This window comes from Amycolatopsis sp. NPDC101161 (assembly GCF_044768185.1).
GTDB lineage: Bacteria > Actinomycetota > Actinomycetes > Mycobacteriales > Pseudonocardiaceae > Amycolatopsis.
In genome coordinates, this window is sequence record NZ_JBIWPI010000005.1 from 101,607 (window position 1) to 114,590 (window position 12,984).

Below are 12,984 nucleotides of genomic sequence, written 5' to 3' on the forward strand. Positions count from 1 at the left end.
CGATGATCCTTTTGGTGTCGTTACGCGGTTTCCGTCCCGGAACGCGAAATGGCCGCACCGGAGAACTCCCGATGCGGCCATTCCGGACAAACGGTTACTTACCGCTGCTGTACAACGCGCTCACGTCGGCGTCGGAGAGCGCCCGGTCGTAGACGTGGACCTGGTCGACCGCTCCGTTGAGGTAGTCGACCGGGTTGCCGCCGTACTTGCCGCGGCCGATCACCGTGTGGCCCGTCGACGCGTCGCCGAGGCAGACGCTCTTCGTGGCCGCCAGCTGGCCGTCGACGTACAGCTTCAGCGTGCCCGCGGCCGCGTCGCGGACGCCGACCACGTGGTACCAGCGGTTCGCCTCCGGGGCCGTGGGCGCCAGGGCCCGCGTGCCGACGAAGCTCATCGCCAGCCGGTGGTCCTGGCCCGAGTACTGCAGGAAGAACGCGCTGTTGCTGTCGCCGTCCTGGCTCACGATCGTCTGGAAGCCGTCACCCACGGCGGTGAACTTCACCCACGCCGCCGCGCTGTAGCTGCCTTCGGTGTTCACCAGCGCGGCACCCGTGTCGGCGTACTGGCCCGACCCGTTCACCGCCAGCGCCGAGCCGCTCTTGCCCGCGGTCCAGGACGCGCCGCCGATGAGCGTGGCGTCGTGGTGGCCGACGGAGTCCGCGGCCGTCGTGCCGGTGTTCTCGTCGAACCCGTAGGCCGCGATGCCGTCGATGCCCGGCGTGCCCTGCGGAACCGACGGCCCGGACACGGGAGCGCCCGTCGCGCCCTTGATGACCGCGAGGTTCGCCGCGCGGACCGCCGCGAAGTCCATCTTCTTCACCTGCCGGTCGTAGGTGAAGAAGCCGTTGACCTCCTTCTCGACGTCGGTGGTCTGCGTGTAGACGCCGGCCGAGACGCCACACCGCTGGGCGACCAGCAGCAGGCGCTGCTGGAGCTCGCCGTAGCGCCGGGTCAGCGTCGCGCTGTCGGGCTCCATCTCGTAGGCGAAGCTGCCCGCCGGGTCGAACTGGTGACCGTCGACCTTGAGGCCGAGGCCGCCGTACTCGCCGTCGACCGCCGCGCGCGTCCCGGTCTGCATCGGCGTCCCGGGACCGGTGTAGGTGTGGTCGTCGTAGATGTCACCCTTGCCGCTGTCCGGTTCGGACCGGCAGCAGTTGACGCCGGACTCCGCGTTCACCAGCCGCGACGGGTCCCACGTCTTGACCTCGTCGGCGATCCGGCCGACTTCGTAGTCGCCCCAGCCCTCGTTGAACGGCACCCAGGCGACGATCGACGGGAAGCTGCGGTGCTGGTCGATCATCCGCCGCATCTCGGACTCGTAGTTGACGCGGGAGGCGGCCGACGGCTCGACGTCGTCCTTCATCGCCGGCATGTCCTGCCAGACCATGAGGCCCAGCTTGTCGGCGTAGTAGTACCAGCGGTCCGGCTCGACCTTGATGTGCTTGCGCACCATGTTGAAGCCGAGCGCCTTCTCCTGCTCCAGGTCGAACTTCAGGGCCGCGTCGGTCGGCGCGGTGTAGATGCCGTCCGGCCAGAAACCCTGGTCGAGCGGGCCGACCTGCATGACGAACTTGCCGTTGAGCAGCATCCGCTGCTTGCCGTCGGCGGTCTGGCCGACGCTGATCGACCGGAGGCCGAAGTACGAACCCACTTCGTCCCCGCCGGACAGCTTGACGCGCACGTCGTAGAGGAACGGGTCGTCCGGCGACCACAGGTGCGGCCGGTCCACCTTGAGCTTCAACGGCTTGTTCGCGTCACCGGACACGCGCCCGACCGGGCGGCCGTGGTCGTAGGCGACGGCTTCGACGTGCTGCTTCACCGGGCCGCCGACCGCGGCGTTCACCGTGACGGACCCGGTCGCGACGTCCGGGGTGAGGTCGAGCCGGTCGATGTGCGCGGACGCCACCGGCTCCATCCACACGGTCTGCCAGATGCCGGAGGTCGGCGTGTAGAAGATGCCGTCGCCGGGCTGGCGCTGCTTGCCGATCGGCTGCCCGCCCTGGTCGTTCGGGTCGGCGACGCCGACGACGAGCTCCTGGGTCTTGGCCGTGGTCAGCGCGTCGGTGACGTCGACGGAGAAGGCGTCGTAGCCGCCGGTGTGGCGGGCGACCGTCTTGCCGTTGACGATGATCGTCGCGTCGTAGTCGACGGCCTGGAAGTGCAGCTGCAGCCGCTGTCCCTTGCCGATCTGCCAGGTCTTCGGGACCTCGAACGCGCGGCGGTACCACATGTTCGTCTCGTGGCGCATGATCCCGGACAGCGCGGACTCGACCGGGTACGGCACGAGGATCCGCTCGCCGAGCGTCTTGCCGATCGGCGCGGCCTCACCCGGGGTCGCCTTGGCGAACTCCCAGACACCGTTGAGGTTCTGCCACTTGTCGCGGGTCAGCTGGGGGCGAGGGTAGTCGGGCACGGCGTTGGTGGGGGAGACGTCCTTGGTCCAGGGCGTGGACAGCGGCGGGGTGAGCCGCTGCCACTGCGGGGCGTCGGCGGCGCTCGCCGCCGGCGCGGTGCCGAGGCCGGCCACCGCGACCGCGAACGCGGCGGCCGCGGTCAGCCATCTCCGGGATTTTCGGGCAGGGCGGAACATCGTTGAACCTCCTGGTAGGGGACAGGGGTCAGCGGGTTCGGGAGCGCGCGAGCAGGCGCTGGATCACCACGACGACGAGCAGGAAGGCCCCGCTCACCACCGTCTGGTAGTTGGAGTCGAGGGTGCCGATCTGGTTGATGACGTTCTGGATCAGCGTGCGCAGCAGCACGCCGACGAGCGTGCCGATGATCGTCCCGGCGCCGCCGGTGAGGAGCGTGCCGCCGATGACGACGACCGAGATCGCGTCCAGTTCGGTGCCGACGCCGATCACCGTGACGCCGGACTGCAGGTACGCGGCGGTCAGGACGCCGGCGAACCCGGCGAGCGCGCCGCTGAGCGTGTAGAGGCTGATCTTGGTGCGGGCCACCGGCAGGCCCATCAGCAGCGCCGACTGCTCGGCGCCGCCGATGGCGAACACCGACTGGCCGAACCGCGTGCGGCGCAAGAGAAGCCCGCCGAGCGCGAAGAGGATCAGCGTCAGGTAGACCGGGACGCCGATGCCGAAGATCGTGCCCTGGCCGAGCCAGAGGAACGCCGAGCCCGGCTCCACCTTGTACGTCGTCGCGCCTTCGGAGGTCAGCGCGAGCAGGAGCCCGCGGGCGAACAGCAGGGACGCCAGCGTCACGATGAACGGCGCCATCCCGGTGCGCGCGATGAGCAGGCCGTTGATCAACCCGATCAGCGAACACACCGCCAGCGGCAACAGGATCGCGACGACCAGGCCGTACTGCGCGCCGTACGCGGCGAGGACGCCGCCGAGCGCGTAGTTCGAGCCGACCGACAGGTCGATGCCGCCGGAGATGATCACGAACGTCATGCCCAGCGCGATCACCGCGAGGAACGACCCCTGCAGTACGAGGCTGCGCAGGTTGTCCGCCGTGCCGAAGTGCGGGAAGGCGAACCACGAAGCGAAGATGCCGAGCACGAGCACCACGGCCGCGCCCTGGCGCTGCAGCACGCCGGCGAACGCGGCGTTGCGAGCGGTGGTCTGGGTGGCGGTCATCGGCTGCTCCGCTCGCGCGCGACGTAGACCGCGACGACGATGATGGCCGCCTGGACCATCTGTGCGGTGGAGTCCGGCAGGTTGTGCTTGATCAGGGTCGCCTGGACGAGCTGCATCAGCAGCGCGCCGAACACGGTGCCGAGCACGCGGACCCGGCCGCCGGTCAGCGGCGTGCCGCCGACGACGACCGCGGTGATCGCCGACAGCTCCATGAGCAGGCCGACGTCGCTCGGGTCGCTGGCGGCCAGCCGCGAAGTCGCCAGCACGCCGGCGATCGCGGCCAGCGCCCCGGAGATGACGTAGACGCTGATGAGCACGCGCTTCACCGGCAGGCCGGCCAGGGTGCTCGCGGCGCGGTTGCCGCCGACCGCGACCAGGTGCCGGCCGAACGTCGTGCGCTGGACGACCAGCCCGGTCAGCACCGCCAGCACGCCCGCGACGATCACCATGATCGGGACGCCGAGCAGGTCCCCGGTGCCCAGCGCCAGGAAGTCCTGGTTGCGCAGCTGGACGAGCTGGCCGTGGGCGATGACCAGCGCGAGTCCCCGCCCGCCGACCAGCAGGGCGAGCGTCGCGATGATGGGCTGGATGCCCAGGTAAGCCACCAGGTAGCCGCTGAACAGGCCGGAAACCACGCCGGCGATGACGGCGACGATGATCGCCATCAGCGGGCCCGCGCCCAGGTAGAGCGGGATGAGCGCGGCGGCGATCGCCATCACCGAGCCGACCGACAGGTCGATGCCCTCGGTGCCGATCACCAGCGCCATGCCGAGCGCGACTATGCAGACCGGCGCCGCCTGCACCAGCTGGGTGCGGAAGTTGGCCGCGGACAGGAAGTTCTCGGTGAACGCGATGTTGAACAGCAGCAGCACCACGACGGCCAGGTAGACGCCGTAGTTCTGCAGCCACGCGGTGACTTTCGCGCGGTCGGGGCTTTTTGCCAGGGTGGCGCTAGACATCGTTGTCACCCTCGGCTGCGATCGCGGTCAGGACGTTCTCCTCGGTGATCCGGTCGCCGGTCAGCTCACCGACGACCGAGCCGTCGCGCAGCACGACCACGCGGTCGGAGCCGTCGATCAGCTCTTCGAGTTCGGACGAGATGAGCAGCACGCCGAGCCCTTCCTGCGCGAGTTCGTCGATCAGCGACTGCACCTCGGCCTTCGCGCCGACGTCGATGCCGCGCGTGGGTTCGTCGAGGAGCAGGATCTTCGGGCCGGTGGCGAGCCAGCGGGCGAGCAGTACTTTCTGCTGGTTGCCGCCGGACAGCTCCGACACCTTCTGTTCGGGACTGGCCGCCTTGATCCGCAGGCGCTCCATGAAGATCTTCACGATCTTGTCCTGCTTGGCCTTGCTGACCAGGCCGAACGGCGAGAGCGTCGGCAGCGCGGCCAGCACGATGTTCTCGCGGACCGACAGGTTCGGGATGATCCCGTCGGTCTTGCGGTCTTCGGCCAGCAGCGCGATCCCGGCCCGCATGGCGGCCTTGATCTTGCCCTTCTTGAGCGGTTTCCCGGCCAGCAGCACGGTTCCGCCGTCGAGCGGGAACGCCCCGACGATCGCCCGCGCCGTCTCGCTGCGGCCGGAGCCGAGCAGGCCGGCGAGGCCGACGACCTCGCCGGGCCGGATGCTCACCGAGACGTCGTGCAGCCTCCGCATGCCGGACAGGTTCTCCGCCTTGAGCAGCGGTTCGCGCTCGACCTCGTGCTCCTCGCCGAACGCCGTGACGCCTTCTTCGCGGATCTGCTTGATCTCCCTGCCCAGCATCTTGGACACGAGCTCGATGCGCGGCAGGTCCTTCAATGGTCCACTGTGGACGACCCGGCCGTCGCGCAGCACGGTGACGCTGTCGCAGACCCGGTACAGCTCGTCCATCCGGTGGCTGACGTAGACGATCGCGATGCCTTCGGCGTGCAAGCGGTTCAGCACCTCGAAGAGCGTCTCGACCTCGCGCGGCTCGAGCGACGACGTCGGTTCGTCCATGATGACGACCTTGGCGTCGGTCGAGACCGCGCGGGCGAGGGCGACCATCTGCTGCGCCCCCACCGCCAACGTGTGCAGCGGGCGCTTGACGTCGTCGGTGATGCCGTAGCCCTTGAGCAGCTCGCGGGCGTCGGCGTACATCCTGGACCAGTCGACGAGCCCCGCCTTCGTGCGCGGCTCGCGGCCGAGGAAGACGTTGCCGGCGATGCTCATCAGCGGGACGAGGTTGACCTCCTGGTAGATCGTGGAGATCCCGGCCCGCTGCGCGTCGATCGGCTGCTTGAAGGTCACCGGCTCGCCGAGGTGGCGCACCTCGCCCTCGTCCGGCTGGTAGACGCCGGTGAGCACCTTGATCAGCGTGGACTTGCCCGCGCCGTTCTCGCCGACCAGCGCGTGCACCTCGCCCGGTCGCAGCGCGAAGCTGACGTCGTCGAGCGCGAGGGTGCCGGGGAACCGCTTGGTCACCCCGGCCACCTCGAGCACCGGTGCGGTCGTCATGGCGACGTCCTCTTCGGTGGCTGCCGTCATCAGTACGCGTTCCCGACCTTCTGGGTCGCGTTGGTCTCGTCGTACTGGTCGTCGGTGATCACGATGCTCGCCGGGATGGCCTCGCCGCTCTCGAACTTCTGCAGCGTCTGGAAGGCCAGCGGGCCGAAGCGCGGGTTGGACTCGATCACGGCGTTGTAGCTGCCGTCGGCGATGAGCTGCACCGCGTTGCGGGTGCCGTCGATGGAGACGACCTTGACGTCCTTGCCCGGCGCCTTGCCCGCGGTCTTCAGCGCGTTGACCGCGCCGACACCCATTTCGTCGTTTTCGGCGTAGACGGCGGTAATGTCCGGGTGGCTCTGGATGAGCTGCTCCATCACGGCCTGGCCCTTGGAGCGGTCGAATTCACCCGTCTGCTCGGCGACCACGGACAGCCCGGACGTCTTGGCCAGCTCGTCCTTGAAGCCCTTGGTGCGGTCGGTGGTCACGTTGTTGCCGGACGAGCCGAGCAGGATCGCCACCTTGCCGGTGCCGCCGGTGACCCGCGCCATCTCCTGCGCGGCGCGCTTGCCCTGCTCGACGAAGTTCGAGCCGATGAAGGTCAGGTAGTCGGTGCACGGCTGCGACGTCACCTTGCGGTCGATGGTGACGACCGGGACCTTTTTGGCCTTCGCCGCGTCGAGCGCGGGCTGGAGGCCGTCGGAGTTCAGCGGCGCGACGACCAGCAGCTGGGCGCCCCGGTCGAGCATCGACTTGATGTCGCTGATCTGCTTGTTCAGGTCGCTCTGGGCGTTGGTGACGAGCAGCTTGTCGCTCGCGATGCCGAGCTTCGCGGCTTCGTCCTTGATGGACTGCGTCTCGGCGATCCGGAAGGGGTTGGCTTCCTTTTCGGACTGTGAGAAACCGACCACCGCCGTCTTGAGGTCGACCTTGGGGTAACCGGTCTTGTCGAGGGTGCAGCCGTCGGCGCTGGGCGCGACGGACTGGGCGGACGCGGCGGGGCCGCTCCCGTTGGAGGGGGCGGCCGGGGTCTCTTCCCTGCTGGTGCAGGAGGTGAGGGTGAGCGCGGCGGCGGCCGCGGTGACCAGGACCAGGCGGGGACGGGTGGACAGAGGCACGGTGACTCCTCGGGCAGCGACGGTGGTGGCCCGCTCACCGGGGTGATCGGAGTCACCGCGGGAGCCTTGAGGTACTTTTTACATCGTTGGAACAACGTTGTAAACCGGCAAATTCTCGCTATGCTTCGGGCTCACTATCCCGAAGGAGCCGCCCGTGACCGTGACGCTCAAGGACGTCGCCACGCTCGCCGGAGTGTCGGTGAAGACGGTGTCGAACGTGGTGAACGGCTATGCCTTCGTCAAGCCGGAGAACCGACGGCGGGTCGAGGAGGCCCTGGCGGCGACGGGCTACCGGCCCAACGTCGGCGCGCGGAACCTGCGCCGCGGGCGCACGGGCTTCCTGGCGCTGATGGTGCCGGAGCTGTCGATCCCGTACTTCGGCGAGCTGGCCGGTCTGGTCATCACGGCGGCGCAGAAGCGCGGCTGGAGCGTCCTGATCGAGCAGACGCAGGGGACGCGTTCAAGGGAGCGCGAGACGCTGTTCTCGCTGGGCCCGCACCTGGTCGACGGCGCGCTGGTGCACCCGGAAGCCTTGGAGGCGGCGGATTTCCCCTCGCCGGGGGAGATCCCGCTGGTGATGCTGGGCGAGCACGCGGTCGACGTGCCGATCGATCACGTGGCGATCGACAACGTCTTGGCGGCGCAGACGGCGGTGTCGCACTTGGCTTCTCTCGGGCGGACCCGGATCGCGGCGATCGGGCGGAATCCTTCTCGTGGGACTTCTTCGCAGCGTCTGGCGGGGTACCGGGCGGGCTTGGCCGCGGCAGGTCTGTCCTATTCGGACGCTTTGGTGGCGCAGGCGGAGAAGTGGCACCGGTCGGTGGGCGCGGCGGCGATGAAGTCCCTGCTGGCTTCGGACGCGCCGCCGGACGCGGTGTTCTGCTTCAACGACCTGCTGGCGATCGGCGCGTTGCGGGCGGTCGCGGAGCTGGGGCTGCGGGTGCCCGAGGACGTGGCGATCGTGGGGTTCGACAACAACGAGGAGAGCGCGTTCTCGCTGCCGTCGTTGACGACGATCGCCCCGGACAAGACGGCGTTGGCCGAGGCGGCGATCGATTTGGTGCACCGGCGCGTTACGGGGGACAAGGGGTTGCCGCCGCAGGACATCCAGACGCCGTTCGCGTTGGAGATCCGGGAGAGCACTCGGGCCCGGTGAACCTCAGCAGGGCGCGACCGCACCCGTCGTGCCGACGGCGCACCAGCCGGGGTGGGTGGCGAGCCAGGCGTTCCGTTCGCGCTCGACGTCTTCCTGGCTCAGGCCGCGCGCGGCGTTGAGGCAGCCCCCGGTCCGGCAGTCCTCGGCCTTGGGCCGGGTGGTCGCGGCCTTGCGCGCCGCGGTGGTGGTCGTCGTGACCACGTTCGTCACCGTGGTCGTCTCGGTGACCGTGGTCGTGACCGGCTCGGCGGTGACGGTGGTGGGAACCGGCGGCGGGGTCTGCGCGGTGGGCGCGGCCGTGCAGCCGCCGGCCAGCACAGCGGCGGCCAGCACTCCGGCGAGGGTGAAGCGACGCATGATCGGAACTTTCGGGTGCGGCGGACGATCCACCCACGGTCCGCCGGGGACGGCGAGACCACCAGGGCCGTTGGACCCGGGGCGATCCGGTCAGCGCTTCGGCCAGTGCCAGCTTGGCCGGTCCAACCTCCCTTGCCCCACCAGCTTTGTCTCCCCGTCCTCCTTCTCCAGCTCCAACGCCCCCACCTCCGCCACCTCCGACAACGCTCGGATCAACGATCCCGCGTGCGATACCACCACCAGTTGCGTCTCCTTTGCCGCCGTGGCGATCAGCGCTGCCAATGCCGGCAGCAACTCCGGGTGCAGTGATGTCTCCGGCTCGTTCAGCACCAGCAGCTCCGGCGGCCGGGGCGTCAGCAACGCCGCCACCCACAGCAAGAACCGCAGCGTCCCGTCCGACAGCTCCGCCGCCGACAACGGCCGTAGCAGCCCGTGCTGGTGGAAGCGGATCGACAACACCTCGTCGCGCGACTCCACCGATACCCGCGAGCCCGGGAATGCCGCGTCCACGACCTCGGCCAGCTCCGCGGCGCGGCCTATCTCGATGATCGTCTGCAGGGCCGAGGCCAGGTCCGCGCCGTCGTGGGACAGCACGAACGTTCGCGTTCCCGGGCGGGACTGGCGGGCCGGGGCCGCCGCGTCCGTGCGGAAGTGGTCGTAGAAGCGCCACGACCTGATGCGCTCGCGGACCACCAGCAGCTCCGGGCACGCCCTCGGGTCCGCGAACTCGCTCAACATGCTGTCGGACAGCCGGATCTTGTAGTGCTCCGCGTCCCACGCGCCGGAGGCGACCCGGGTGCGCACCGCCGGGCCCGCCCGGTCCGCCAGCAGCGCCGCCGGCCGCAGGACCGGCCCCGACCACACCGCCTCCCGCTTGAACTCCGGGTCCAGGTTGAACATCGTCTTCTTCTGGGGCACCGGTAGCCCCAGGTCGAGCGCGTAGCCGAACTCGTCGCCCGCGAACCCCAGCCGGAGGCCGACCGCCTTCGTGCGTACCGTGCCCTGGACCCGCGTCCCCGGGCGCACGCCGTTCTCCGGCCCTGCCCACAGCGTCGACGGCAGGCCGCCCTCGCGGGCCAGCGCCGCCACCGCGCCGTTGCGGGACGCGTCCGCCAGCAGCCGCAGCGCGCGGTACAGGCTCGACTTGCCGCTGCCGTTCGGGCCCGTCACCACCGTCAACGCCGACAGCGGCAGCACCAGGTCGCGCAGCGAGCGGTAGTTCTCGACGGCCAGCGTGGTCAGCATGCCCCGAACCTAGCCGCCACCCCCGACAATCCGGATTCGTCCGATCTCTGTCCACCGAAGCCGTTGACATCCGCGATCCCGAACAGCAAGAATCAGCCGTCGTCGATCCTATAGGATCCATGGTTCACGAGATAACTGCCATGGTCCTCCGATGTCTGACGTCCCCACCGACCTCAAAGGAGTGGTCATGGCAGCACTCGGCAGACGGGCCCTCGGTGCCCTCGCCGGACTGACGGTGATCGCCGGCCTGCTCACGGCCCCCACGGCGCAGGCCGGGGAAGTCCAGGCCCCGGTAGCCCAGAAGCCCTACCTGGGCTGGAGCAGCTGGAGCCTGGAGTCGACGAACTACCCGGGCGTCAACCCGACCGGACCGGCCAGCTGGCTCACCGAGCAGCACGTCCTCCAGCAGGCCGACGTCCTCGCCGCGAAGTTCAAGCAGCACGGCTACACCTACGTCAACATCGACGCCGGCTGGTCGAACTCCTTCGACGCGAACGCCCGCCCGGTCGTCAACCCCACGACGTTCCCGGACGGCATGAAGTACGTCGCCGACTACGTCCACCGCAAGGGCCTGAAGCTCGGCTCGTACCTGGCCGTCGGCCTCGACCTCAAGGCCTACAACGACGGCAACTCCCCCATCGCGGGGACCGCGAACTGCCACACCCGGGACCTGGTCTACCCCGACCTGCGCAAGACCAACGGCTGGGACTCCGCCTACAAGATCGACTTCAGCAACCCGTGCGCCCAGTCCTATGTGGACTCCGTGGCGGCACTGCTGGCCGGCTGGGGCGTCGACTTCCTCAAGCTCGACGGCGTCGGCCCCGGCTCCTTCAAGGGCGGCGACAACTACACCAACACCGCCGACGTCGAAGCGTGGCACCAGGCCATCGCCAAGACCGGCCGCCCGATGGAGTTCGTCGTCTCCTGGGCGCTCAGCCACCGCCAGGCCGACGTCTGGAAGGCGAACACGAACGGCTGGCGCGTCGACACCGACGTCGAGTGCTACTGCGACACCCTCGTGACCTGGAACAACTCGGTCAAGCAGCGCTGGAACGACGTCGTGCAGTGGATCCCCGACGCCGGCCCCGGGCACTGGAACAACCTCGACTCCGTCGACGTCGGCAGCGGCAAGATGGACGGTCTCACCGAAGCCGAGCGACAGAGCTACCTGACGCTGTGGGCGATCGAAGCCGCGCCGCTCTACCTCGGTGACGACCTGACCCAGCTCGACGACTACGGCGTCCAGCTGCTCACCAACGACGAGGTCATCGCCCTCGACCAGGCCGGGATCCCGGCCAAGCCGGTGAGCCAGACGACCGACCAGCAGGTCTGGTACAACCGCAACGCCGACGGCAGCTACACCGTGGCGCTGTTCAACCTCGCCGCGACGCCGGCGCGCGTCACGGCGGACCTCGCGCAGCTCGGCATCACCGGCCCGGTCGAAATCCGCGACCTCTGGGCGCACAAGACCGTCGGCCAGGCGGCCGGGGACCTCCCGGTGCACGGCTCCCGCCTGTTCAAGGTCACCCCGCGCGACCGCAACGCCCTGGCGGCCCCGGCCGTCGTGCACGGCACCGCGGCCACCGGCACCAGCGTCTCCCTGGCCTGGGACGCCTCGAAGGGCGCGCAGAGCTACGACGTCTTCGCCGGGACCAAGAAGGTCGCCACCATGAACGGCCCGAGCGCCACGGTCACCGGCCTCAAGCCGTCGACCGCGTACGACTTCACGGTGGTCGCCAACCAGCAGCGCGGCAAACCGTCCGCGCCGAGCACGAAGTACACCCTGACGACGCCGGCGGCCGACGGCCCGAAGACCTACGAAGCCGAGAACGGCAGCCCGCAGGGCGGCGCGACCGTCTACGACTGCGCGTGCAGCAACGGCAAGAAGGTCGGCTACCTCGGCGGCAGCGGCTATGTCGTCCTGCCGACGGTGACCGCGCCGAAGGCCGGCACGTACCTGCTGCAGTTGTCCTATGTGGACGGCGACTCCAGCCGGACCGGCATCGTCACGGTGAACGGGACGTCGTTCCCGCTGCCGGTCGCCGGGAGCAACGACAACGACTGGAACACGCCGCAGACCGTGACCGTTCCCGTGTACCTGCAGGCCGGGGCCAACACCATCCAGATCGGCAACCAGGCCGGGTACGTCTATGACGTCGACAAGATCACCGTCTAGGGGCCGGGACGCGCCGGTCGCGTGGCTGCTGATCGCTCCCGCGCTCGCCGGGTTCGCGGTGTTCTTCGCCTACCCGACCGTGCGCGGGCTCTACCTCAGCTTCACCGAGTTCCACGTCCTCACCGACCCGCGCTGGATCGGCCTGGGCAACTTCCACGAACTGGCCGGCGACGGCGAGTTCTGGCACTCCTTGCTCGTCACGGTCTACTTCGTCGCGCTGTCGGTCGTCCTCGGCGTGCTGGTTTCGCTGGTGACGGCGGTGATCCTGCACCGGCTCGCCGTGTCGGCCACGATCCGCGGACTGATGATCCTGCCGTTCCTCATCTCCGGCGTGGTCACCGCGCTCGTCTGGTCGTGGATGCTCGACCCGCAGCTCGGCATCGTCAACCTCCTGCTCACGAAGCTCACCGGCGAGCCGGTGCTGTTCTTCGGCTCGGGGGCCTGGGCGGTGCCGACGCTCGCGGGGCTGAACATCTGGAAGTCCATGGGCTACAACGCGGTGCTGATCTTCGCCGGCCTGCAGACCATCCCGGCCACGGTGTACGAAGCGGGCCGGATCGACGGCGCGAGCGAGCTGCAGATGTTCCGCCGGCTCACCGTGCCGCTGCTGCGGCCGATCCTGGTGATGGTCGTGGTGCTGACGGTGATCAGCTCGTTCCAGATCTTCGACATCGTGCAGGTGACCACCAAGGGCGGTCCGGCGGACGCGTCGAAGGTGCTGCAGATGTACATCTACGACAAGGCGTTCGGCCAGTTCGACTTCGGCTACGCCGCGACCATGTCGCTGGCCCTGTTCGTGCTGCTGGCCGCCGTCACCTTCGCCCAGCTGAAGCTGGCTCGCGCGGGCGAGTCCGACACCAACTAGGAGGGACC

10 protein-coding genes are annotated in these 12,984 nt (G+C 69.4%); 3 read left to right on the top strand and 7 right to left on the bottom strand.

Features of this window, described 5'->3' with window-relative positions; genetic code table 11:
- Positions 1-94: 94 nt before the first annotated feature.
- Genes ACIRSS_RS34100 through ACIRSS_RS34120 form a run of 5 tightly spaced genes read right to left on the bottom strand, consistent with a single transcriptional unit; the run spans position 95 to position 7,177 of the window.
- Entirely contained in the window at positions 95-2,590 is a 2,496-nt protein-coding gene (locus ACIRSS_RS34100) for a LamG-like jellyroll fold domain-containing protein (RefSeq protein ID WP_400902207.1), read from the bottom strand.
- A gap of 28 nt (positions 2,591-2,618) precedes the next feature.
- Complete coding sequence (locus tag ACIRSS_RS34105) at positions 2,619-3,593, bottom strand: ABC transporter permease (protein WP_400902210.1); 975 nt, start codon at positions 3,591-3,593, stop codon at positions 2,619-2,621.
- Positions 3,590-4,552, bottom strand: a complete 963-nt coding sequence (locus tag ACIRSS_RS34110; protein WP_400902212.1) for an ABC transporter permease — start codon at positions 4,550-4,552, stop codon at positions 3,590-3,592. Before ACIRSS_RS34110 ends, ACIRSS_RS34105 begins: the two co-directional genes overlap by 4 nt.
- Entirely contained in the window at positions 4,545-6,101 is a 1,557-nt protein-coding gene (locus ACIRSS_RS34115) for a sugar ABC transporter ATP-binding protein (protein ID WP_400902214.1), read from the bottom strand. The genes ACIRSS_RS34110 and ACIRSS_RS34115 overlap by 8 nt, the downstream gene beginning before the upstream one ends.
- The gene (locus ACIRSS_RS34120) at positions 6,101-7,177 is read right to left on the bottom strand and encodes an ABC transporter substrate-binding protein (RefSeq protein WP_400902217.1); all 1,077 of its coding nucleotides are present in this window, start codon (positions 7,175-7,177) and stop codon (positions 6,101-6,103) included. The genes ACIRSS_RS34115 and ACIRSS_RS34120 overlap by 1 nt, the downstream gene beginning before the upstream one ends.
- Before the next feature lie 154 nt (positions 7,178-7,331).
- Between ACIRSS_RS34120 and ACIRSS_RS34125 the strand changes: the two genes are divergently transcribed.
- The gene (locus tag ACIRSS_RS34125) at positions 7,332-8,333 is read left to right on the top strand and encodes a LacI family DNA-binding transcriptional regulator (protein ID WP_400902220.1); all 1,002 of its coding nucleotides are present in this window, start codon (positions 7,332-7,334) and stop codon (positions 8,331-8,333) included.
- 3 nt (positions 8,334-8,336) lie between these two features.
- Here ACIRSS_RS34125 and ACIRSS_RS34130 read toward each other — a convergent pair whose 3' ends face one another.
- Both ACIRSS_RS34130 and ACIRSS_RS34135 read right to left on the bottom strand, forming a co-directional pair.
- Positions 8,337-8,690, bottom strand: coding sequence for a hypothetical protein (locus ACIRSS_RS34130; RefSeq protein WP_400902223.1), 354 nt, complete (start codon positions 8,688-8,690; stop codon positions 8,337-8,339).
- A gap of 90 nt (positions 8,691-8,780) precedes the next feature.
- Positions 8,781-9,935, bottom strand: a complete 1,155-nt coding sequence (locus ACIRSS_RS34135; protein ID WP_400902225.1) for an AAA family ATPase — start codon at positions 9,933-9,935, stop codon at positions 8,781-8,783.
- Between the two features lie 187 nt (positions 9,936-10,122).
- Between ACIRSS_RS34135 and ACIRSS_RS34140 the strand changes: the two genes are divergently transcribed.
- Together ACIRSS_RS34140 and ACIRSS_RS34145 are read left to right on the top strand one after the other, a co-directional pair.
- Positions 10,123-12,111 (top strand): fibronectin type III domain-containing protein, encoded by a 1,989-nt coding sequence (locus tag ACIRSS_RS34140; RefSeq protein ID WP_400902228.1) that lies wholly within the window; start codon positions 10,123-10,125, stop codon positions 12,109-12,111.
- Positions 12,086-12,976, top strand: a complete 891-nt coding sequence (locus ACIRSS_RS34145) for a carbohydrate ABC transporter permease (protein ID WP_400902229.1) — start codon at positions 12,086-12,088, stop codon at positions 12,974-12,976. Before ACIRSS_RS34140 ends, ACIRSS_RS34145 begins: the two co-directional genes overlap by 26 nt.
- Positions 12,977-12,984: the final 8 nt, after the last annotated feature.